The 22,837-nt window shown below is 68.9% G+C and carries 17 protein-coding genes; 9 read left to right on the top strand and 8 right to left on the bottom strand.

Annotated features, from left to right (window positions below; translation table 11 throughout):
• Window positions 1-2: 2 nt before the first annotated feature.
• Together ptsP and MEBOL_RS21370 are read right to left on the bottom strand one after the other, a co-directional pair.
• Window positions 3-2,540, bottom strand: a complete 2,538-nt coding sequence (gene ptsP, locus MEBOL_RS21375) for a phosphoenolpyruvate--protein phosphotransferase (RefSeq protein WP_170115560.1) — start codon at window positions 2,538-2,540, stop codon at window positions 3-5.
• Between the two features lie 29 nt (window positions 2,541-2,569).
• Window positions 2,570-3,487, bottom strand: a complete 918-nt coding sequence (locus MEBOL_RS21370; protein ID WP_095979183.1) for an N-acetylmuramic acid 6-phosphate etherase — start codon at window positions 3,485-3,487, stop codon at window positions 2,570-2,572.
• Between the two features lie 251 nt (window positions 3,488-3,738).
• Here MEBOL_RS21370 and MEBOL_RS21365 point away from each other — a divergent pair, with 251 nt between their 5' ends.
• From MEBOL_RS21365 to nagA, 3 genes are read left to right on the top strand one after another with little or no spacing between them, the layout of a single operon-like run.
• Window positions 3,739-4,524 (top strand): GntR family transcriptional regulator, encoded by a 786-nt coding sequence (locus MEBOL_RS21365; RefSeq protein WP_095979182.1) that lies wholly within the window; start codon window positions 3,739-3,741, stop codon window positions 4,522-4,524.
• On the top strand, window positions 4,521-5,582 hold the full coding sequence (locus tag MEBOL_RS21360; RefSeq protein WP_095979181.1) for an SIS domain-containing protein: 1,062 nt from the start codon (window positions 4,521-4,523) through the stop codon (window positions 5,580-5,582). Before MEBOL_RS21365 ends, MEBOL_RS21360 begins: the two co-directional genes overlap by 4 nt.
• Entirely contained in the window at window positions 5,582-6,745 is a 1,164-nt protein-coding gene (gene nagA, locus MEBOL_RS21355; RefSeq protein ID WP_095979180.1) for an N-acetylglucosamine-6-phosphate deacetylase, read from the top strand. Before MEBOL_RS21360 ends, nagA begins: the two co-directional genes overlap by 1 nt.
• Window positions 6,746-6,755: 10 nt before the next feature.
• On the opposite strand, the gene MEBOL_RS21350 is transcribed toward nagA, so the two are convergent.
• Window positions 6,756-6,962, bottom strand: coding sequence for a hypothetical protein (locus tag MEBOL_RS21350; protein WP_095979179.1), 207 nt, complete (start codon window positions 6,960-6,962; stop codon window positions 6,756-6,758).
• Between the two features lie 128 nt (window positions 6,963-7,090).
• Between MEBOL_RS21350 and MEBOL_RS21345 the strand changes: the two genes are divergently transcribed.
• Window positions 7,091-7,822: a hypothetical protein gene (locus MEBOL_RS21345; protein WP_095982907.1), complete on the top strand. Its 732-nt coding sequence runs from the start codon at window positions 7,091-7,093 to the stop codon at window positions 7,820-7,822.
• Here MEBOL_RS21345 and MEBOL_RS21340 read toward each other — a convergent pair.
• Both MEBOL_RS21340 and MEBOL_RS21335 read right to left on the bottom strand, forming a co-directional pair.
• Complete coding sequence (locus tag MEBOL_RS21340; RefSeq protein WP_170115559.1) at window positions 7,819-8,565, bottom strand: aminoglycoside adenylyltransferase domain-containing protein; 747 nt, start codon at window positions 8,563-8,565, stop codon at window positions 7,819-7,821. The genes MEBOL_RS21345 and MEBOL_RS21340 overlap by 4 nt on opposite strands.
• Before the next feature lie 55 nt (window positions 8,566-8,620).
• A complete protein-coding gene (locus MEBOL_RS21335) occupies window positions 8,621-11,737 on the bottom strand; it encodes a sensor histidine kinase (protein ID WP_157775328.1) in 3,117 nt (1,038 codons plus the stop codon).
• Window positions 11,738-11,930: 193 nt separating this feature from the next.
• Here MEBOL_RS21335 and MEBOL_RS21330 point away from each other — a divergent pair, with 193 nt between their 5' ends.
• The 5 genes from MEBOL_RS21330 (at window position 11,931) to MEBOL_RS21315 (ending at window position 18,071) form a co-directional block, all read left to right on the top strand.
• Complete coding sequence (locus MEBOL_RS21330) at window positions 11,931-13,793, top strand: serine/threonine protein kinase (protein ID WP_170115558.1); 1,863 nt, start codon at window positions 11,931-11,933, stop codon at window positions 13,791-13,793.
• Window positions 13,794-13,882: 89 nt separating this feature from the next.
• Complete coding sequence (locus MEBOL_RS21325) at window positions 13,883-14,806, top strand: DUF2381 family protein (RefSeq protein WP_095979175.1); 924 nt, start codon at window positions 13,883-13,885, stop codon at window positions 14,804-14,806.
• Window positions 14,807-14,959: 153 nt separating this feature from the next.
• Window positions 14,960-15,883, top strand: coding sequence for a DUF6310 domain-containing protein (locus MEBOL_RS21320; RefSeq protein ID WP_095979174.1), 924 nt, complete (start codon window positions 14,960-14,962; stop codon window positions 15,881-15,883).
• A 1-nt stretch (window position 15,884) separates the two neighbouring features.
• Window positions 15,885-16,643, top strand: coding sequence for a DUF5953 family protein (locus MEBOL_RS41305; RefSeq protein WP_170115557.1), 759 nt, complete (start codon window positions 15,885-15,887; stop codon window positions 16,641-16,643).
• Window positions 16,644-16,901: 258 nt separating this feature from the next.
• Window positions 16,902-18,071, top strand: coding sequence for a serine/threonine-protein kinase (locus MEBOL_RS21315; RefSeq protein ID WP_157775324.1), 1,170 nt, complete (start codon window positions 16,902-16,904; stop codon window positions 18,069-18,071).
• Window positions 18,072-18,074: 3 nt separating this feature from the next.
• Here MEBOL_RS21315 and MEBOL_RS21310 read toward each other — a convergent pair whose 3' ends face one another.
• The 3 genes from MEBOL_RS21310 to MEBOL_RS21300 all read right to left on the bottom strand — a co-directional run bounded on the left by MEBOL_RS21310 (window position 18,075) and on the right by MEBOL_RS21300 (window position 22,781).
• Window positions 18,075-18,449, bottom strand: a complete 375-nt coding sequence (locus MEBOL_RS21310; RefSeq protein WP_245918703.1) for a helix-turn-helix domain-containing protein — start codon at window positions 18,447-18,449, stop codon at window positions 18,075-18,077.
• A 99-nt stretch (window positions 18,450-18,548) separates the two neighbouring features.
• A complete protein-coding gene (locus tag MEBOL_RS21305) occupies window positions 18,549-19,310 on the bottom strand; it encodes an SDR family oxidoreductase (RefSeq protein WP_095979171.1) in 762 nt (253 codons plus the stop codon).
• Window positions 19,311-19,358: 48 nt separating this feature from the next.
• Window positions 19,359-22,781 carry a serine/threonine-protein kinase gene (locus MEBOL_RS21300; RefSeq protein WP_095979170.1) on the bottom strand — a complete coding sequence of 1,141 codons (3,423 nt, stop codon included), beginning with the start codon at window positions 22,779-22,781 and terminating at the stop codon, window positions 19,359-19,361.
• Window positions 22,782-22,837: the final 56 nt, after the last annotated feature.

Here is a 22,837-nt window from a genome sequence, read left to right as displayed (position 1 = left end):
CCTCACAGGCCCGGCCACGTGCTCGTCACGAGCGCGCGCACTTCGTCACCACTCTCGAGCTCCAGCGCCTTGCGGGCCACCTCCGCGCACTGGCTCATCGACAGCGTGCGGATGAAGGCCTTGAGGCCTGGAATGACGGCCGGAGACACCGACAGCTCGTTGACGCCCAGGCCGATGAGCAGCGGCGCCGCGCGCGAATCCGACGCGATGCCTCCACACACCGCCACCGGACGCTCGTGCTTGCGCGCCCCTTCCACGGTCCGCGCCACCAGGCGCAGGAGCCCCGGGTGCAAGCCATCCAGCTGCGCCGCCACATGCGGGTTGCCGCGATCCATGGCGAGCCCGTACTGGGTGAGGTCATTGGTGCCGATGGAGAGGAAGTCCGCCTCCTCCGCCAGCCGGTCCGACAGCATGGCGGCGACGGGCACCTCGATCATCGCGCCCAGCGCCACCGGCGTGGACACGCCCATCGCCCGGCGCTCCTCCTCCAGCATGACGCGCACCGCGCGCAACTCATGCGCGGAGGTGACCATGGGGACGAGGACCCGGCAGACGCCCTCCGGCTTCACGCGGAGGATGGCGCGCAGCTGGGTGCGCAGCATGTCGGGGTGGCGCAGCGAGACGCGCACGCCCCGCAGGCCGAGCACCGGGTTCTCCTCGCGCGGCAGCGGCATGTACGCGAGTGGCTTGTCTCCGCCCACATCGAGCGTGCGGATGACCAGGGGCCGACCCTTCAACCCCTCGGCGATCCGCTGGTACTGATCCGCCTGTTCCGCCTCGCTCGGCTCGGTGGCGCGCTCCAGGAAGAGGAACTCGCTGCGCAGCAGGCCGCAGCCCTCCGCGCCCTGAGCGGCGGCGGCCGCCGCGTCACCGGGACGTCCCAGGTTGGCGAAGACCTCGATGCGCGTGCCATCCACCGTGTGGCAGCCCTCGTGGGCCTTGGCCAGGTGGGCCTCGCGGCGGGCGGCGCGCTCCGCGAGCGAGCGGAGGGTCGCCTCCTGGAGCGCGGCGCTCGGGTGGACATGGACCTCGCCCCGCTCGCCATCGACGATCAACGGCGCGCCATGGGGGACCCGCAGGGCCCCGTCTCCCGCCGCCACCACGGCCGGAATGCCCAGGCCCGCGGCCAGGATGGCCACGTGTGACGTGGGGCCACCGTGGGCCGTGCAGAGCGCCGCCAGACGGCCCGCGGGAACCGCCGCGAGATCCGAGGGCAGCAGCTCGTCCGCGACGAGGATGGCGTTGGGCGGCAGGTCCGTGGGCACCCGGGAGGCGCCCTGGCCGGTCAGCAAGGCGATGACACGCCGGCCGATGTCACGCAGGTCTCCTCCGCGCTCCGCCAGGAGGGTGTTCTCCAGACGCTCCAGCATCCCGACGTGCGTCTCGATGGCGCTGCGCCACGCCCACTCGGCGCTATGCCCGGCGGAGAGCGACTCGCCCGCGGCCTCGTTGAGGTCCGGGTCGTCGAGCAGCACCAGGTGCGCCCGGAAGATCTCCGTGCGCGCCGAGCCCGCCGTGCCCTCCCGCTCGATCATCACCTCGATGTCCTGGCGCACGCCCGTCAGCGCCTCGGCCAGACGGCGCTGCTCCTCTGCGAGGCCCTGGCCCCGCTGGGACAGCTCCACCTGCGTCTCCACCACCCGGACGGCATTGCCCACCGCGATGCCAGGAGCCGCCGGAGTGCCCTTGAACAGCGCGGGGGTGCCCGCCGCGAAGGGCGTGAGGGACACGGGCGCCGGGCCCTTCTGGGGGGCGGGAGCCGGGGTCTCGGCGATGGGCCGGATGGGATCTCCCAATCCACTGGCCACCAGGTCCACCAGCGCCTGCAGCCGCTGTCCGGCCTCCGTGCCCTGGACGGAGATCGTCAGCGTGTCCCCGTGCTGGGCGCCCAGGCCCATGAGCGCCACGACGCTCTTGCCATTGGCGATGCGCGCCCCGTTCGCCACGCGCACCGCGCCCGGGTGCATCCGCGCATGGCGGCTGAACACCGCGGCGGGACGGGCATGGAGACCGTTGGGGATGAGCAACCGCACGGCGCGCTCGGCCGTGTCACCCTCGGACGACTCCTCGGCGGAGGCGGCGCCCCCCTCGACCACCAGCAGCGCGTCACCGACCGACACCGGGCGATCCTGATGCCTGCCCGTGACCGTGTAGCCCTCCGCGTTGACCACCACCATCGCGGTCAGCAGGCTGCGCGCCCGGCGGGCCAGCAAATCCATGTCGAAGGAGATCAGCGGCTCTCCGGCCTTCACCTGCTGCCCCTCGCTCACGCGGACCGTGAAGCCCTCGCCTCGCAGGTTCACGGTGTCGATGCCGATGTGCAGGAGGATCTCCGCGCCCGTCCGGGCCCTCAGCGTGCACGCATGACGCGAGGCATGCACCGACACCACCACGCCGTCGCAGGGAGCCCGGAGCTCGGACGAAGTGGGATCCACCGCGATGCCATCCCCGACCATCTTCTGGGCGAAGGCGGGATCGGGCACCTCCTCGAGGCGCGTGGCCCAGCCCGCGAGGGGCGCGACGAGATTGAGCGTGGACATGGTTCCCGGCTCCATGTGAGAGACGAGACTCAACGTGGACATGAAACGGCCTTCCCCTGGGAAGCGCGCTCTTGGAGCGCGGTGCGCAGATTGCCCCCCGAACGGGCGAGGATGGCGTCCGCCTCGGCGGGAGAGCAACCTCCCAATCCCAGGACGGCGCGTGGAATATCTCCATGAAGGGCGAGGGCCTCGGTGGCGGCCTGCTCCCCGACCTGGGCGATGTGAGCGATGATGGAGATGCAGCGCTGACGCAGCTTCGCGTTCTCCGGCCGCACATGGAACATGAGGTTGTCGAAGACGAAGCCCAGACGCGTCATGAGGGCCGTGGAGAACAGGTTGAGCGCCACCTTCTGGGCCGTGCCCGCGCTCAACCGGGTGGAGCCCGCGATGACCTCGGCGCCCGTGCGCAGGAGCACCGCGTGGTCCGCGGCCTCCAGGAGCGGTGAGTCCTCCACGCTGGCCATGGCGACCGCCAGGGCCCCGTGGCGCCGTCCCTCGGACAGCACGCCCACCGTGAAGGCGCTGCGGCCGCTGGCGGACACGCCCAGCACCACGTCCGAGGGTCCCGGGCGCAACGCCGTCACGCGCTCGCGGCCCGCCGCCCCGTCATCCTCGGCCCCTCCATTGATGCCCTGCGCGAGATCCAACCCACCCGCCAGCAGGATGGCGAGCCGGGAGGAGGACCAGCCAAAGGTGGCCTGCAACTCCAGCGCGTCCAGCGCCGCGAGGACGCCCGAGGAACCCGCGCCCGTGTAGATGAGCCGTCCCGTCCCCTGGGCGAGCCGCTCGTGCGCCGCGCCCACCACCCGCTCCAGCTCCGGCAGCGCCGGCAGACACGCCGCCACGCCACGCGACTGGCTGGCCCACAGCGTCTCGAGGATGTCCGCCGTGCTCCAGGTATCCAGCCCCCGGAACCGTTGGGCCGCCCCCTCCGTCTCCCTCGACATGTGGCCTCCCCTCCGGCGGTAACTGGTATTAGATTGGACTGATGCACCATACCAGCACGACTCCCGATTTCAACGGCAATTTCGATCCAGGGCAGCAAGCTCCGGATTGCATTTTTTTGATTCAGGTAAAAATCATTTAATTTCAATGGGTTGGAGTGGTTTACGAAGACCCCGGGTACGGATTCAGACTTGCGTCATGGTCCTATACTGGTATTATCCTGGTCTTACCGAGGCTGGAGGAACCCGGAGACATGTCCACCCCACTGAGCGCATCGGAGTCCATGGATCGGGCCGTGCTGTCGAGCGACCTGCCGCTGCCGCTCTACCTCCAGCTCGCGCGCCACCTCCGGGGACTGATCGCCAGCGGCCGCTATGGCCACCGTGACGCCCTGCCCGGTGAGCGGGAGATGGCGGAGCGCTTCGGCGTGTCGCGCGTCACGGTGCGCAAGGCCCTCAAGGAGTTGCTGGACGAGGGGCTGCTGCAACAGCGGCAGGGCGCGGGAACATTCGTCAACCGCGGCCCCTTCGTGGAGCAGCGCCTGTCCACCCTGACCGGCTTCTCCGAGGACATGGGCTCGCGCGGCATGGCGGCGGGCTCGGTGTGGCTGCACCGGGCCGTGGCGGCGGCGACGCCCGAGGAAGCCCTGGCGCTCGGATTGAGCCCGGGTGCCACGGTGAGCCGCCTGCAGCGCCTGCGCACCGCCAATGGCATCGCCATGGCGCTGGAGCTGGCGGTCCTCCCCACCCGTTTCCTCGCGGATCCAAACGAGGTGCAGGGCTCGCTCTACGACACCCTGCGGCGCAGGGGCATCACGCCCTTTCGCGCCCTGCAGCGCCTGTCCGCCATCCAGCTCACGGCCGAACAGGCCGATCTGCTCGGTGTGCCGGAAGGCGCCGCGGCCCTCTACATCGAGCGGCGCACGCTGCTCGAGGATGGAACCCCCATGGAGTTCGTCCGGTCCCAGTACCGGGGTGACTCCTATGACTTCATCGTCGAATTGAACCTGGCCGCCCAGGCCCGAGAGGTGAACCGATGAGCCTCCTCCCCCATGCAGTGAGCCCCGGAGTCCTCCCCGTCCCCGCGATGGCCCGCGAGGCCGCCCAGGCGGCGGATGCCGCGCGCCAGCAGATCCAGCGCTGCGCGGGCACCTTCGCCGAGCTGGGCGCGCGGCTGCGCCAGCACCCGCCCCGCTTCGTCGTCACCTGCGCGCGCGGCAGCTCCGACCATGCCGCCAGCTATGGCAAGTACCTCATCGAGACCACGCTGGGACGTGCCGTGGCCTCCGTGGGGCCGAGCGTGGCGTCCGTCTACAACACCCCGCACCTGGACCTGAAGGACAGCCTCTTCATCGCCGTGTCGCAGTCCGGCCGCAGCCCGGACCTGCTGCGCCTGACGGAGCGGGCTCGCGAGGCGGGCGCCCTGGTCGTCGGGTTCGTCAATACCGAGGACTCCCCGCTCATGGGGATGTGCGACGTGGGCATCCCGCTGTGCGCCGGACCCGAGCAGAGCGTGGCCGCCACGAAGTCCTACCTCCTCTCCGGTCTCGCGTTCCTGCAGCTCGTGGCGCACTGGTCCGGTGAGTCCGAGCTGCGCGACGCGGTGAACCGGTTGCCGGAGGCCCTGGAGGCGGCGCGCGAGCTCGACTGGGGCCCCGCGCTCGTGCGGCTCGCGGATGCGCGCAGCCTGTTCGTGCTCGGACGCGGCAGCGGCCTGGGCGCCGCCCTGGAAATGGCGCTCAAGTTCAAGGAGACGTGCCGCCTGCACGCCGAGGCCTTCAGCACCGCCGAGGTCATCCACGGTCCGCTCGCGCTCGTGGGGCCGGGCTTCCCGGTGCTCGCCCTGGGCCAGGAAGACAACTCGGCCGAGAGCACCCGGAGCGTGGTGCGCCGGTTCGTGGAGCTGGGCGCGGATGTCCGCTCGGCGCTCGCGGTGCCGGGCACGGAGGTGTTGCCCACGGTCCCCGGGCTGCCGCACGCGCTCGCCCCCCTGTGCCAGGTCCAGAGCTTCTACATGGCGGTGCACCGTCTGGCGGCCGCGCGCCGACTGGATCCCGATGCACCCGCCCACCTGCGTAAAGTGACGGAGACCGTGTGATGGCGCGCGTGTTGAGCGGAGCCCGGATCTTCACCGGCGAGCGGATCCTGGAAGGTCACGGCGTGGTGCTCGAGGACGGGCACATTCGCGCCGTGGTGCCCGACCAGGCCCTGCCCGCCGGCGCCGACGTGGTGCGCCTGCCCGGGGACGCGCTGCTCACGCCTGGCTTCATCGACGCGCAGGTCAACGGCGCCGGGGGCGTGCTGTTCAACGAGACGCCCACGGTCGAGGCCGCGCTCGCCATCGCGGCGGCCGCGAGGCGTTCCGGGACGACGGGGCTCTTGCCCACCTTCATCACCGATGAGCAGTCGAAGATGCGGCGGGCCTGCGAGGCCGCCCTGGAAGCCCTGGCGAGGCCCGCGAGCGGCGTGCTCGGCATCCACCTGGAAGGCCCCTTCATCAGTGGAAGCCGGCCGGGAGTGCACGAGCCGCGCTACATCCGCGCCCCCGACGCACAGGACATCGACTACCTGGTGGCCCTGCCGCAACGTCTGGCGGGCCAGCGGGGACGGCTGTTGATGACGCTGGCGCCGGAGCAGGTCGAGGACGCGATCCTCGCGCGCCTGGCCTCGGCGGGGACCATCCTCGCGGCGGGACACACCGCGGCGTCGTACGAGCGGACCCACGAGGCCGTGGCCGCGGGCGTGCGGGGCTTCACCCACCTGTTCAACGCCATGCCGCCCGTGAACAACCGCCAGCCGGGCCCGGTGCTGACCGCGATCGATACCGAGGAGACGTGGTGCGGCATCATCGCCGACGGCATCCACGTGCATCCGGCCCTGCTGCGCCAGCTCGTGAAGGGAAAGAAGCCCGGCAAGGTGTTCCTGGTGACGGACGCCATGCCGCCCGTGGGCACCGACGCGCGCACCTTCCAGCTCTATGGGCAGACCATCCTGCGCCGGGATGGGCGCCTGGTGACGGAGAACGGCACGCTGGCCGGAGCCGACATCGACATGGCGGCCTCCGTGCGCAACTGCGTGAACCTGCTGGGACTGTCCCTCGAGGAAGGCCTGCGCATGGCGTCGCTCTACCCCGCGAGCTACCTCGGGCTGGAGGCGCAGCTGGGACGGCTGGCGCCTGGCTACCGCGCGGACCTCACCCTGCTCCGGCCGGACCTCACGGTGATGGGCACGTGGGTGAACGGCCAGGAGCAGTGGTACTGAGGCCGGTCGTCTAGCGGAGGCAGTAGCAACGGCCCATCTGGCACGCACCGCTGCCAGGGCCGTCACAGCGCGCGTCACACTGCGAATCCCGAGAACATTCCACGATGCCCGGCGCGGCCGACTCCCGCGCCTCCGTGTGGGTTCCCGCGGTGAAGCCCATGCCCAGACCCAACACCAGCGCGCCCACCGCCCACAGACCCTTCGCATGCTTCGTCATGTCGTCGCTCCCAGCTGAGGAAGTCCGGCCAACCCGGACAGCTCCGACTCTACAACGACGACTGGCGAATGGGTCGAGGTCCCGCGCGAGTACGATGACCGGCTCCTCCCTCCATGAGCCTGGACACCATGAAGAACCGATTCCGCGCCCTGCTCGCCTCCGCGGTGCTGCTGGCCACCCCCACCGCCCTGGCCGCCCAGAACCCCGCCTCCCTCACCGCCGACCTGGACGGTGATGGCAGACCGGAGTCCATCACCCTGCGCTGGACGGAGGATGACTCACGCTTCACCCTCCAGGTCGCGGGCGCATCCCTCCAGGTGAAGACCGACAACGGCGCGAACTTCGAGGTGCAGGTCGTGGACCTCGACAAGGGCGACAAATGGAAGGAGCTCGTCGTCTCCGCCTACGGTGAGGTCGACAGCGACCATCACGTCTACTTCCTCGGCTATGACGGCAAGACGCTGAGGCGCCTGGGAGACGTCCACGCCTTCGACCGCGAGAAGAACAGCGGCAATGGCATCGTCCTGTCGGACACGTGGCAGGGATTCTGGACCCGGCGCGACAAGTACGTGCTGGATCGCAAGGAGTGGAAGCTGCGCGAAGTCCCCCAGGAGTTCTACTCCGTGGGCGCCGAGGCCACGGTGAAGCAGACCTTCCCCATCACCTTCGAGCGGAGCCCCAAGGCCACCCCCGTGGCCAACCTGGCCAAGGACTCCCGTATCCAGGTGCTGCTCGTGTCCCCGTCCACCCAGAAGGGACAGCCGGCCTATTTCCTCGTGAAGTCCACCACGGGCCTGCTCGGGTGGACGACACTCTCGGAGTTGGAGCAGAAGACCGAGGGACTGCCCTTCGCGGGTTAAGCGCGCTCCACGGCGTCCTGAACGCGCCGCACCAGGGCGCGCACCGCCTCGGCATCCAATCCGGGTCCCGGAAGTCCCCGCCGCCGCTCCAGTGCGGCATCGATGAGGGAGGGATCCTCCAGACGCGTCCGGGCCCACGCCGCGGCCTCCCGCTTCGTGCACCACACGCCTTCCTCGGCATGGCGCCACGCGCGACAGGCGTTGAGCACGTTGTTGGGACTCACGGGCTCCTCCCGGGCATGCCACGCGAGGGAATCCCGGATGGCCCCGAGCACCCAGGCCCGGGGCTGTCGGGCCAGCAGCTCACGCGCGGGCGGCCCCGCCAGGGGCACCGCGTGCTCGCGGGCGATGTCGAGGTCGATGACATACCAATGGGCCGGCTCGTTCTCCGGCCCCGGACTGAAGCGGTAGGTCATCCCCGCGCCCGTGTTGAAGTTCAGCTCGAACCGGGGGCTTCGCTCCGGCTCGGACACCGCGCCCTTCGAGTAGAGGACGAACTCCAGACCTCGCGCGGGACAGGGCAGCACCCGATGGTCCAGTGCTTGCGCGATGGCTTGCTTGACGTGAAGCGCCACGGGAGCCGCGCAGACCGCGATGATGTCGATGTCGCTGCTCCCGGGTTCGTACCCCCCCAGACTCCCCGAGCCAATGAGGTAGGCGCCCAGGAGCGAATCACCGAGCAGGGATTGAAGGCGGCTCACGACCGCCTCCGCGTACCGCGCGACTTCGGGAGCTACGGGCATGTGGGACTCGTACGGGGGTGCCATTCATCCTCCGGGGTTGAGAGATTCTTTCGACCTACACGAGCGGCAGCCGGATCCGGAAGCACGCGCCTCTCGGCACCGACTCGTCCAGCTCGAGGGAGCCCTGGTGGTTCTCCGCGATGATCTGCCGGCAGATGGCCAACCCCAGGCCCGAGCCCCGGCCCACGTCCTTCGTGGTGAAGAAGGGCTCGAAGATGCGCGCGCGCAGCACGGGAGGAATCCCCGGCCCATCGTCGGCCACCACCAGTTCCACCTGGCCTTCCGCCACCACCCGGGTGCTCACCCGCACCTCGCCCCCTTCACTCCCCATGGCATCCAACGCATTGCGCAGGAGATTGAGCAACACCTGCCCCAACTGTCCGGCATGAAAGGCGAATCGCGGCACGTCACCGCAGTCCACGTCGACCCGCGCCCCCGGAGGCAACGAGCGCCGTACGAACTCCACCGTGGCACGCACCGTCTCGTTGAGGTCTCCCACCTCCAGCCGGGGGCGCTCCCCTCTCAGGAACGCCCTCAGGTCCGCCTGGATGGAACGGATGCGCTCGGTGGCGAAACGCATCGTCTCCAGCGCCTCCGGTGTGTCCTCCAACACGAAATCCAATTGCTGCTCGCGCCAGATCCGCTCCAACTCGCGGGCCTCGTCCGGATGCGCGCTCAGCCGCTCCCGGCAGTGCCTCAACACCTCCGCCTGTTGTTCGAAATACTCACGCACGGGCGGCAGGTTGTTGTGGATGGCCGTCAGCGGATTGTTGATCTCATGGGACAGCCGCGCCATGAGTTGTCCCATGGCCGAGAGCTTCTCCGCCTGGGCCACCTTCTCACGCTCCCGGGCAAGCTCGGCGGTGCGCGCCTCCACCAGGCGCTCCAGTTCCGAGTTGCGGCGGCGCAACGCCACGCTCCGCCACCGGCCGATTCCCATCACCACCACCCCCAGGGACAGCCCTCCCAAGCCCCGTGCCCACCAGGACGCCCACCAGGGCGTTGGAATCCGCAGCTCGAACTCCACGCCCCGCTTCCACACCCCCTGGCCATTGCGTGCGCGAAGCTCGAAGCGGTACTCGCCCGGCGGGAGCGACCCATAGCGCACCGAGCGCCCCGTCACCGGGTGCCAGTCATCCAGCCCCACCAGGCGCGCCTCATGCTCCAGCTCTCCCTCGTCGAGCGCTCCCAGGTCGGCGAAGCGCACCTGCAAGGCGTCCTCGCCAGGCCTGGCCTCGATTCCCTCCAGGGGAGGCCGTGACCACGTCCGCGCCCCCAGGTGGATGCCGAGCAGGGCGATGCGCGGCTCCACGGGACCCCCGTAGCGCGCCCCATCGAAGCGGCCGAGCCCCATCGTGGTGCCCGTCCACACCGCCCCGTCCTGGTCCGCCAGGAAGGAGTTGCCATTGAAGTCGTCACCGGGAGCACCCCCGCTCGCCCCGAAGTGCTCGAGCGTTCCATCCCCGCTCACGACATGCACGCCCGCTCCCGTGCCAATCCACAGCCGCCCCGCCGCGTCCTCCCCCAATTGGTAGATGAAGTTGCTGTGCAGCCCCGTGCCGCGATCCAGATGCACCAGATCCGTGAGCCGCCCCTCGCGGTAGGAGAAACAACTCAACCCCAGGGGCTCGTGGTAGGCGACACACATGCGGCCATCTCGCCGGATGAGCAGGAAGGACAGGTGATCATGGCGCAGGCCCTCCTCCTTTCCCACCAGATGCCGGAATCTTCCCATCTCCCGCACGAACAATCCGTCCCCCGAGGCCCACAGCCGCCCCTCCGCGTCGCGCGCCAGGCCAACGAAAGCCATTCCCCCGGGCGTCGTGGGCAGCACGTTCGTGAAGGAGGCCTCCCCCTGCTCCACCACGCCTCGCAACAGACCCGAGGTGGTCGCCGCCCACAACGTGCCATCGGGCTCGCGAAGGAGGCTGAAGGTGTTCTTCGCCGAATAGCCAGACGCCTTGCCAAACGTTCGCAGCGTTCCGCTCCCGGGCTCGTAGCGGTGCAGCCCGGAGGGTCTTCCCGCGGACCACACCGCGCCGTCCGGATCCACGAGCAAGGCCTTGAGCGAGAAGTCCTCCAACCCCGGCACCACACCCCACCCCTCCTGGGTGGCATGGGCGAGGCCCTTCTCGGTTCCCACCCACAAGGTCCCATCGCCCCCTCGGGCCAGACCCCAGACGATGCTCGAGGGCAGTCCGGTGGAGGCATCGTGGACGCGCCACAACCCCCGGCCCAGGGAGCGGTGCACCCCCACGCTCGCGGCCCACAACGTTCCCTGCCGGTCCTCCAGGATGTCCCACGCCCGGGACACCCGCTCGGGCAGGCTCAGCCGCAGCAATTCGACGTGGTCTCCCTCCACCTCAAGCAGTCCCCGGGCGCTCGGCACCTGGAGCTGTCCCCGGCGTCCCACGTGCAAGCGATTGCCCGCCCCCGGTAGCCCCTCCAGGAGCGAGGAGCGATCCCTCAGCGGCCCCCCGCCCTTCGGTTGCATGGCCAACCACCCCTCGGAGCTCAACCACAGACGGCCCTGACCGTCCCGCACGAGCGCTCGAATGCCCTCTGGACGCCCGGGAAGCGCGTGAACCAGCCATCCCCCCTGGGGATCCCGGCTCCCCAGGAGGGTGTCGGACACCACCTGGAGCGCCCCCGATGCATCCATCCCCAACATCAACACCGGCCCTCCCGGCCAGCCATGCACTGGAACGAAGCGATCCGCTCCGGATTGCACGAACAGGCCGTACTCGGTGCCCACCCACATCCGATTCGAGGGATCCACGCGGACACTCCACACCCGTGCGCCGCCGTCCGGCATCCGCACCGGAACGAAGCGGCGGCCATCCCAGCGCACCACGCCCTTGCGGGTCACCAGGAGCAGGTGCCCCCGCGCATCGAGCGTCAGGTCATTCACATCCGTGGAGGGCAGCCCGAATTCACTGTCGAAGCGCTCGAAGCGTCCTCCATCGAAGCGGTACATCGCGTCCGAGGCGCAGGCCCACACGAAGCCATCCCCGTCCTGCACGACCCAGGAGATTTCCTGGGTCTCGATGCCCACGTCCGTGCCGTAGCCGCGAAATCCGATGCGGCCCTGGGGCTCCGCGCCATGGACGAATGGCGAAACGAGGGCGAACAAACCCACGAGCAAGGGCACGGCGAGGCGGCTCGACGACATGAGACTGGGACTTTCCGGGACCGGGGGCGCCCTTATCCAAGGACAGGCACGCGGCGGATTCAATGGAGGTCCACGGCCCACCCACCCACGCGTGCCTCCTCCCCTCGGGATTCTGGTAGCGTCCCACTCCGGAGGTTCCCCCCATGACTCGACTCCCCACGTCACCCCCCCACGTTCCCGAGGAAGAAACCCCGTGACGCCCTCCCATGAAGACGAGGTGCGGCCAGGCCTGGAGGTGGGTGGCTACCGCATCGAGAGGAAGCTGGGAGCCGGCGGCTTCGGACAGGTGTACCTCGCACGCCGCGAGGACGGCCCCTGCGCTCTCAAGTTCCTCCACCTGGGGAGCATGGGGGAGTGGGGCTGGCGCGAGCTGTACATCCTGCTGCGCCATGAGTTCCCCCAGGTGGTGCGGCTGCGGAGCCATTTCAAATGGCCCGAGGAACAGCCCGAGTACCTGGTGCTCGTCATGGAGTACGTCCCGGGTCCCACGCTCTACCAGTGGGCGCGCGACACCAATCCCAGCGCCCGCGAGCTCCTGGAGAAACTGTCGCCGCTCTGCCGGGCCTTGGGGGACGTGCACGCCCAGGGGGTGTTCCACCGGGACCTGAAGGGCGACAACGTGCTGGTCCGCGAGACGGACGGAGCGGCGGTCCTGGTGGACTTCGGGGCGGGTGCCCTGCCCCATGCCCCCTCGGTGACCGGCGCGCTGGCACCCGGCAACGCGCGCTACCGCAGCCCCGAGGCCGTGGCCTTCTTCCTGCGCCCGGACAAGACGCCGGGCGAGCGCCATCCCTACTCCGTGGCGGACGAGCTGTACGCGCTGGGCGTCATCCTCTACGTGCTCGCGACCGATGTGTACCCCTTCGAGGGTCCGGAGGACGATCTGCTCGCGGACATCCTCGCGGGCAACCCCGTGCCCCCCACCGTGCGCAACGCCCGCGTTCCCCAGGAACTCGGCGACCTGTGCCTGCGCCTGTTGGCCTCCGAGCCCCACGCCCGCGCGCCCAACGCCGAGGCCCTGTGCTCGGAGATGGAAGCCCTGCTGCGGCGGACGCACGGAGATCCTCGCTGGGAAAGGCCCCTGTGCTACGGATGGGAATCGGACGAACTCACCACGGAACTGCCCGGCGACACGCCCCAAGCACGGCTGCGAGCATGGGCGCGCAGGAGGCCCAGGCGGGGCAAGCCGCCCACCGTGGCCGCCGCCCCCGTGCCCATACCGGCGCCCGCTCCCGCCAAGCCCCCTCCCGCGCCTCGCGTTCCCCGCGACAGGAGACGGAGTGTCTGGGCCGGGGTGGCCGGAGCGTGCCTCGTGGTGGGAATGGCGTGGGTGTGGAGCCAGCGCGAAACCGAGCCCAACCCACCTTCAGGATTGTTCGTCTGGGACCCGATGCCATGGGCTACGTCCATTCATGAAGTGGCGCCTCCGTGGAAGCCCCCCGAAGCTGACCCAGGCGCAGCACCTTCCCGGGTGGAGACCCCTGCGCCCGTCACGACCGTGACGCTCCCCACGGACACACTCCCCATGAAGAAGGCACGCAGCCCCCGGGCGGCCCCCGTCCTCCTGGCCATGACCGCCGCCGCCAACACCGCCTGCCCCGCGGCCCAGGTCCGCCGGAATCCTCCCCCCGAGGAATGTCCGGCGGGCGCGGTCAAGACGATGACTGAAACGCTCGGACTCAAGGTGAGAGACATCCATGGCGTGTCCTTACCTGGCGACGATTTGCAGAAGGCCGAAAAGCCAGTCCCTGTAAAGGAAGGCCCTGTCTCCTTGGAGCTGGCGGGTGATTGGGATGTCGGAGCCAGCAGATTCAACGCCATGGATGGGCGAACCGTGTTCCCTGACATGAGCACCCTCTCCGGACAACTCATCCTCGGAAAGGAGCGCGTCTATGGCCGCATCACCCAAGTGGTCACGCCCAAGGGAGACACGTTCACCGTATGCATGGAGCTGGTCGGTAGCTACAACAAGAGGGGTCTCGACTACGAGACATCAGGGGCGAACCCCACGGCCTATCCTCGCGTGGACGTGAGAATAGTGACGCGCTTCGAGTAGCACCCAGGGAGGGGACTTGACCGGAAAGGACGGTATACTGGAGCCCACGTCTCCAGTCGCATCTCCATCATCCGGGAGGTTCCCGCCCCGTGTTCGCCTCGCCCTCCACGCTCCTGCTTGGGCTGACCCTGCTCGCCGAGCCCTCGCCAGTCCCCGCCTGTGAAACCGGCACGCGCCGTATCGAATTGGACGCGGATGCATCCCACGAAACCCCGGAAGTGTGCATCCGGCCTGAGCTGGCCATCAATCTGTTCTTCGACACGACACTGGCGCGCGTGGAAATCGAGGGTCGGGAGCGCTTTCGACGGGTGATGGTAACGGATGACACCCTGACACTCGTGGCGTCCGAGGCACTTCACGATGGAGCACGAGTGCCCGTCACGGTCTTCTTCCAGGACGGCAACGCTCCCGCCACCATCACCCTCCTCCTGGTGGTGCATCCCTCTCAGGCAGAGCGCCAAGTAGAGGTGTTCCGCCATGCACGCACTCTGGCCTCCTACCGCCAGGGAGAATCCCAAGCGAGAGCCGAGGCCCAGCAGTGCCAGGAGGAAAAGGCGCGCATGCAGAGCGAATGTGGTGAGCCGATTGGACTCATGAGACTCATCACCCCGGGATGGATCGGCACGCAAGGAGTCTTCGCCCAAGAACTCAAGGGGATCCCAGAGCGTCCAGGTGCATTGATCATTCCACGGAAGGGGGTCGGATACCGCGCCATTGGAGATCAAGGACAAGGCCGGGTCGCCTTGAAATTGGATCTCCTCAATAGGGGTACCCGGACCTGGACCCCCGCCGGAGCCGCGCTCCTGGACGAGAAACAAGTCCCCCTGCCGGGACTCCGAATGAGTCATCCGGAGCCCATTCATCCCGGGAAGTCGTTCGGCCTCATCGTGGAAGCGGAGGCCGGAGAGCGCGAGGCCCAGAGGCCCTTCACGCTCAAGGTGTGGGCGGAGGAAGCCGACGCCGAAACCGTGGTGCTCGAAAACCTGCACTTCCCCTCAAGCCCCATGCCATGACTTGATGCTTCGCCCCTTCCCCGCGGCGCCAGCGCAGCTCGGCCGTCCCACGGCCGCGGCTACTGCACCCTGGGCCTCTGCCGCTGCCCTCGCGTGCTCATTCGTCGCCGTTGGGGCGTGCTGGCATACTCCGCTTGATTCGAGGATCCGGCCATGCGTCTCCGAGCGTGCATCGCACTTCTACTCATTGTCTCGGCCTGCGCTACGCCAGCGCAAAGCCCAGGAGCGCCAGCGACCCGGGACCCGAGGCTGGCCAACCTCCAGCGAGCGGCGAAGCTGCCCTGGATGGACGGAGGCCGGTGCGTCGTCGGGGAGGCTTCCGAGCCCTGGCCCGTGCTGGTGGAGCGGTGCTTTCATGCCCTGGACCATGACCGGCTCGAGTTTCACGATTCCACGGGGAGATGCACGGTCGCCTCCGCGGGTGCCGCGGCCGTGGGACTTGGGGTCTGTGTCTTGGCGGCACCGGAGATCGTGGTGGGTGCGGTGGTGGTGACGGGTGTGGTGGTGGTGGGATTCGCCATCAAAGAAGCGCTGGATGCGTATGAGCTGAGGAGGAGCCGCCCCGAGGTAGGGCCCGCAGCTGAAACGCGGCCCGTGCCTGAAACGATGCCCGCTCCGCGAGAACCCTCGCCGAAACAAAGGCCCAAGCCGGAGCCCAAAGGGCCGGATTTTCCTCCCGTGGGGCCCATCGAAACCTCGGAGCGAGAGCGTCGCCGCAGGTGCGAACCCATCCCAGTGCGTCACTTGGGCGGGAATCATCTGCACAACCAATGCGCCGACAAAATACCGAACAACAGCTTCCCCGGTAGGGATGTGTTCGTGAATGGAAAGAACTTCGACGCGCTGCAACTGGCCACGCGCACGCTGTGGGAGGTCAAGACCGACAACTTCGATACGTACACGGCCGACCTGAAGGACATTGTGGTCAGGAGTCAGATGCCGAAGATGCAGCACGAGCGCGAACTCGCCAGGGCCTGCGGATTTGACTTCAAGGTCGGTGTGCGCAGCGCCACTCACAAAGTTGCCCTGCTCAAGCAAGACCGCACCCTCAATGTTGTCGTCATGGAATGGTGCTGAAATGACAACCACGTCAAGCTCCCTCGGCCTTATCGCCTACGCTCCTGCGCTAACCAGGGACGATAGCCGCCCTCTGACCATTGTTCATGGGATGGAACGCGCATTCCCCGGCTTGCACCTGGGGTGGATGATTTCCGAAGAGGGGCAACGCATCCCCCTTCCGGATCGAGATGTCTTTGTCGCCCGCGAAAGGAAGGACGGGGGATTTCCGCTCCTGCGCAACGGCGATGATACGTTCCGGGTGACCGTGACGGGATGGGAACGACCAGCGGGCAGCTCGCCGGGTAGTCACGCACAGTTTGAAGTCCACGCGGACCTGCCATTGGACACAAGGGGCGTCGCGGCGGCGGTGGATGTGCTGGAGGCGGTCGGGGAGGGTGCTCGCGCGTTCTGGGGGCACGTGGATCCGGAGGAGGTGGCCGTGACAGTGTCGGAACAGTTTCGCCATCCGGGGAATGCTCCGCATATCCCACCTAAAGGGCTGCCCTCCCTCAACCTCCCATGGGAACTCTCCGAACCCGAGATTCCGCATTACCTCGGGTGGCTGAACTACTGGTCGGCAGCCGCCGCACGGGCCATCGGCTTCCCGGATCCGGCCCGCGATGCCGAGTTGCTCTCACGGGCGCGGCGTACCGCGACGGGCGGGTGGGTTGTCCGGCTCACCGATGCGCCACTCGACTTGGACAACCCCGCGCACCTGGATGCGCTCAAACGGGCCTACGCGCGCTTCCCGGAGATCGGCGGGCGCTCGACTCCCTGAGGCTCGGCACGGCTCGTCATGGCCGTGCTCAAGGCCCCGCCTTCTGGCTCACGCCCCCGCGCTTCCCACAGCTTGAGGGTATGGGGGCAGCCGACGCCGCCCCCGCCAGCGGTTCACCTCATGACGGCCACGGCCGAGGCCGCACGACAGGGTCCACCCTACTTCAAAGGTCCGTGCCATCACTTGACCTGATCGGTCATGCCGAAATACCGTCTTCCGGCGCCGAGCGAGCCGAGAACCGGCGTTCGAGGACATCCCGTGACAGGTCCATCCAGAGACAACCCCCTTCCCCTGCTGCGTCCCCAGGGCCCCGACGGGCTCCTGTTCGAGGGACCCGAGTACCGCTACACATACGTCTCCACCTTGTTGGATGACCATGAGGAGTCCAATCCCCTGGTCATCGCCCGGCGCACGTCCTTGGACGAGATGGATATTCCGTGCCTCGTCACCCTCAAGCAGGTGACAACCCCCGCCGGGGAGGAGCGCCGGGACAGGGCGATCGAGGAGGTTCAACTCGCCACGCAGTTGGACCACCCCGCCATCGCCCGGGTGTATGGATTGGAGATCCACCAAGGCGAGCCCTTCGTGGTGATGGAGTACAACCCCGGTATCTTCCTGCAGACCGCCCTGGAGACCGCCCTGCTCCAGGGCAGGACGCTGTCTCCGGCCTACGCCGTGTTCATCGCGGCGGAGATGGCCGACGCCATCCATTACGCCTGGAACAGCCAGGGAGAAGATGGCCAGCCGCTCCGGGTCGTCCACCGGGCGATCCACCCGATGCAGATCCGCCTGGAGAACGGGGGCCGCGTGAAGCTCCTGGACTTCGGCATGGCCTATTCACAGTTGGAGGGACGGACGAGGACGCTCTCCCAGAGGCTGCGCGCGGATCCGACCTACGCCGCGCCCGAGGTGATGCGCCAGGAGAAGCCCGATGGGCGGGCGGACGTGTACTCGCTGGGCCTGGTGCTGCTGGAGATGGTGTCGGGCCGCTATCCGCTGGATCCTCCGGACGTGGCGATGCCGGTGGGCGAGTCGCCCGCCGTGGCCCGGTACAACGCGCGCGTGCGGGCCGAGCGCGCCTCGTGGGCGAGCCTGGGGGAGCTGGCCGACCGCATCCTGCACTTCGGACCCGAGGACGTGGAGCGGGTGGCCCGGGACGTCCCCGAGCCCCTCAAACGCATCCTCCACAAGGCGCTGCGTCCCCATCCCGATGACCGCTACCCGAGCGGCGGGGAGCTACGCGCCGAGCTGTGCGCGTGGCAGAGGACGCAGGGCAAGCGTTTCGGGCGCGCCCAGGCCGCCGCGGAGTTGAGGGCGCTCATGCGCCAGAAGCCCTCGCCCCAGGACACGCGCGCCTTTCCGCTCGAACGAGGCGTCCTGCTCACGCCCGAGGAAGCGGAGACGGCGCGGCGCAAGGGCCGGGGGTAACGGTCACAGGACGGAGTCAGCCGCGCCCAGGAGCTTGCGCAGGAGCGCCAGCCGCTCGGAAGGCCAGTCCTGCAAGAGGTGGATGATGCGGCTGAGTTCCGGGTCCTCTCCGACGGCGGGCGGGGGCGCCTTCGACCGGACCTTCACCTTCTCGATGGAGGGGGCGCTCAGGCACAGGAGTTCATCCGAGGAGAGATCCAGGGTCGTGCAGATGCGCCGCAGCGAGTTGACGCTGGGCGTCATCCCTCCGCGTTCGATGCGGCCATAGACACCGGTCTGCAACATGACCCTTTCGGCCACCTCCGACTGGGTGAGTCCCAGGCGAAGGCGAGCCGTCCGAGCCACATCCCCCAAGAGGCGTCGCTGCTTGTCGTCCATGCGGTCCATGCTACCGCAAAGGTAGTGAAATCGCGATACCTTGAATGTGGGTTCCCCCTCTCACCCCCAACGTGTCAGGTACTGTTCCGAGCGGACCGGTCAGATCGCCGTGGCGCCGCCGTCCACCGGCAGGGCGATGCCCGTGGTGAAGCCCGCGGCATCACTGCACAGGTAGAGCACCGCTCCGGCGACTTCCTCGACCTTGCCGATCCGTCCGATCGGGTGCACGGCGGCGGCGAACTGCGCCTTGCGCGGATCAGCCTCGTGGGCGCGGCGGAACATGTCGGTGTCGATCACCGCCGGACAGACCGCGTTGATCCGCACGTTCTTCTTCGCGTACTCAACCGCCACCGATTTGGTCAGGCCAATCACCGCGTGTTTGGAGGCGGCGTAGATGCTCATCTTCGGCGCCCCGCCCAGGCCCGCGACGGAGGCTGTATTCACGATGGCTCCCCCGCCCTGGGCGAGCATCACCGGAATCTCGTGCTTCAGGCACAGCCACACGCCCTTGACGTTCACGCCCATGATGGCGTCGAACTCGGCCTCGCTGCCGTCGGCCAGCTTGCCCTTCTCGATGTCGATGCCCGCGTTGTTGAAGGCATAGTCGAGTCGTCCATAGGCCGCTACGACTCCCTCCATCAGCGCGCGGACCTCGGCCTCGCGGGTGACGTCACAGCGGATGAAGCGGGCCTCGCCACCCGTCTCGCGGATCCGCGCGGCGGTGCCCTCGCCCCCCGCCACGTCGACGTCCGACACCACGACCTTGAGGCCCTCGCGGGCGAAAGCCAGGGCCGTGGCCCGGCCGATGCCGGCGGCGGCGCCAGTGACCAGGGCCACCTGACCAGAAAGCGAACGACTCATGCGGAACTCCTCATGCGGATGAATGCTCGCGCACTCTAATCCCCAGGGTTAATGCCAGCCATCCATCATGGGCTGTTCCTCGCTCGTGAAGGAATTCATCCAGGCGCGAAGGCGCTCCGGCTCCAGGGGCAGAGTGTCTGGCCACAACCGGATGCGGCCATCCTGACCCGTGGAGGCCAGGGACTCGCCGTCCGGAAAGAAGGCCACCGCCTCCACCTGCCCGGTGTGGCCTCGCAACGCGCGGCCTTCTCCGGTGGCCAGGTCCCACAGCCGCACGGTCTTGTCGAGGCTCGCCGAGGCCAGGCGCGTCCCATCCGGTGAGAAGGCGAGACCCAGGACATCGCCCTGGTGGCGATCGCGCAGGGGGATGGGGTACGGCTCTCCCGTTCGCGCGTCCCAGAGCATCACGCGCCCATCCTTCTCGTTGCGGCTGGCCACCACATCGCCTCGGGGCGAGTAGCGCACCTCCAGGACCCCCGCGCCCATCACGTTCCGAGAATGGCGCTGGCCACTGTCCAGTTCCCAGAAGATCACGAGGTGATCCATGCCTCCCGTGACGAGGCGATGGCCATCCGGAGAGAAGGCCACGGCGCGCACCGCGTCCTGGTGACCGCTCAGGCGCCGGGACTCGCCCGTGCTCACGTTCCACAGCCGCACCTCGGGGTCATCACCCACGGAGGCGAGGCGCCCGCCATCGGGCGAGAACGCGAGTTGCCACACCTTCGCCCCGTGCGCGCCGAGCCGGTGTCCCTTCCCCGAGAGGGGCTCCCACAGCCACACCTCGCCTTGCTCGTCCGCCGTGGCGAGGCACTGGCCATCCGCCGAGAAGGTGACCGCCGAGACGCGAGCGGAATGCCGTGGCGAAAGGGGCCTCGCGCTTCCGGTGGCGGACGCGTACAGGACCACCTGTCCATCCAGCCCACCCGCGGCCAGCCACTCGCCGTCCGGAGGGGAGAAGTGCATCGCGTTCGGGGCGATGCCGGGCGTCTCCAGGAGGATCTTCCCCGAGGAGGCATCGAGGAGCCGCAGCACGCCCTCTCCGGAGAGCGAGGCCAGCCGTCGGCCATCGGGGGAGAGCGCCAACGCGTCCTGGGGAGCGGACCCCGCCGAGAGCACGCGGTGGAGCTTCGTCTCCAATGAGAACAGGCGCACCTGTCCGTTGAAGCTGGCCACGGCCAGTTGCCGGTCATCCGGCGAGAACAGGACGAGGCGGGACTGCTGCCGGGGCCCTCGCACCACGCGGAGTTCCCCCGTCGCGAGTTCCCAGAGAACCGCGGTCCGGTCGGCGCCCACCGAGGCGAGATAGCGGCCATCCGAGGTGGCATCCAGGCTGTTGACGTGCCCCTGGTGGTGATGGAGTTCCCGCGTCTGACCCGTGGAGGAGTTCCACAGCCGGATCACCCCCTCCCGGGTCCCAATCGCCACCCAGGAGGTGTCCGGCACGAAGGCGAGCGCCGTGCCGGAGCCCAGCTCGCGCGCGAGCAGACTCCCCTGAGCGGTTCCGGGCACCCAGGCGTGGAGCGACCCCTGGGCATCCACCGTGAAGAGGCGGCCGTCCGCGGAGAATCCCCCCACGGTGGGCCGGCTCTGCTTCAACACCTGGAAGGTGCCTCGCACCACGTCGCCCAGGGCCGAGGAGGTGTCGAGGTGGCCATTCACGAACACCCAGGAGCCGAGCGGCGACGCCACCAACTCCTCGATTCCCTGGACCCCCGTGTGGAACGTGCGAGCCTGACCCGTGGCGAGGTCCCAGGAATAGAGCAGGTCATCCGTTCGGGTGGCGGCGAGCAGGCACCGGCCCTGACACCCCACGGTCATCGCCGACACGGGTCCCGGCAAGGTCGCGAAGAGCGTGTCCTTCACCTCGTCCTCGCCCCGGACGGGGCTCCACTGGCGCAGGACACCATCCTTGTCGCTGGAGATGAACCCCTGCCCCTCCGGGAGCATCTGGATGCGCCACACCTCGTCTCCGTGGGCGCGCAGGAGCAGGGGCTTCCCGCCCGGCCCAAGGTCCCAGACCCGCAGCGTGCGATCGTCGCTGGCGGAGACGAGGAACCCGCCATCGGCCGTGAAGGCGATGTCGTTGATGGGCTGGGTGTGACCCCGCATCACGGTGGCGAAACCATGGGCCTGGGCATCCGCCGCGATCGTCCGCGCGGCCGACCACTGCGCGAAGCCGGGCGAGAGCTTGCGCAACGAATCGAGGGCTTCGTTGGGTCCCTGCTCCACGGAGTCCCGCGCCTGCGTCAGCAGGAGCTCATCGGTCAGGGCCCGCGCCCGCCGCTGGGCCATGTGGGCGGCATCCCGCTCGGACACGACCTGGCGGAAGCTCTCCGCGCCCAGGGCGGCGAACAGCAGCAGGGCCACCGTCGTGACCACCACCGCGCCCCGGTTGCGCCGCAGGAAACGGCGCAGCAGCTCCATCCGCGAATACTCATACGCTCCGACGATCTGCCCCGTCTGGAAGCGCCGCAGGTCCTCCGCCATCTCGCGCGCGGTGGCGTAGCGATCGGCGGGACGGCGCGCCATCGCCTTGGTCACGATGGCCAGCAAGTCCCTCGGGATGCCGTCCTGGAGGTGCGCGAGCGGCAATGGAGGGCCGTCCATGACTCGCGCCAACACCTGCGCCGAGGTGTGCCCCTCATAAGGGCGGGAGCCCGCGAGCAGGTGATAGAGGATGGCTCCCAGCGAGTAGACATCGGCGCGCTCGTCCACGGACTGGCCCGCGGCCTGCTCCGGCGGCATGTACGCGGGAGTCCCCATCACCGTGCCGACCCGGGTCAGGCCTCCGTCCGAGGAGGAGCTCTCGGGGACGAGGGAGTCCAGGGACTCCTCACTCTCCAGGAGCGAGAGATCCTTGGCCAGCCCCCAGTCGATGACCACCGTCTCGCCAAACCCTCCCACCAGGATGTTGGCCGGCTTGAGGTCGCGGTGGATGATGCGCTCGGAGTGGGCGTAGGCCATGGCCTCGGCCACCGCCAACACGTGGGGCAACAGGGCCAGCCGCGCCTTCAGCGTCTCGCACTCGGCGAGGACGTCCGCCAGCGAGCGTCCGGAGACGAGCTTCATCGCATAGAAGAGCTCGCCATCCGGCCAGCGACCCACCTCGTGCACCGGAACGATGGCGGGGTGCTGGAGCCGCGCGGTGACGAACGCCTCGGTCACGAAGCGGAACTCGGCCTCCGGGGAGGGCGAGAGCATCTGCTTGAGGGCCACGGACCGGCCGAGCCGCAAGTCCCGGGCGCGGAGGATGCGGCCGATGCCACCGTGCGCGAGTTCCCCCTCGAGGGCGTAGTGCGCGGGGTCCACCACGGGCAGCAACGACCCCAGGGGAGCCTTCTTTAGGAGCGACGAGGAGGGCAGCGTGGGCGCATCCCCGATGCCGGAAGCATCCGGCGGGAGGACGGACGTCTCGGAGGGGACTGGGTCGTCGGTGGGTCCACCCGTCTCGATGGGTCTGTCCTGGCTCATGAAGGTCCTCCCAGGAATTCCGGGTCCTCGGCGAAGGGGCGTCTTCTATGCGCCTC

Origin of the sequence: Melittangium boletus DSM 14713, assembly GCF_002305855.1 — a bacterium.
In the GTDB taxonomy this organism is placed as follows: domain Bacteria; phylum Myxococcota; class Myxococcia; order Myxococcales; family Myxococcaceae; genus Cystobacter; species Cystobacter boletus.
This window is presented reverse-complemented; position numbering and strand designations above follow the sequence as displayed.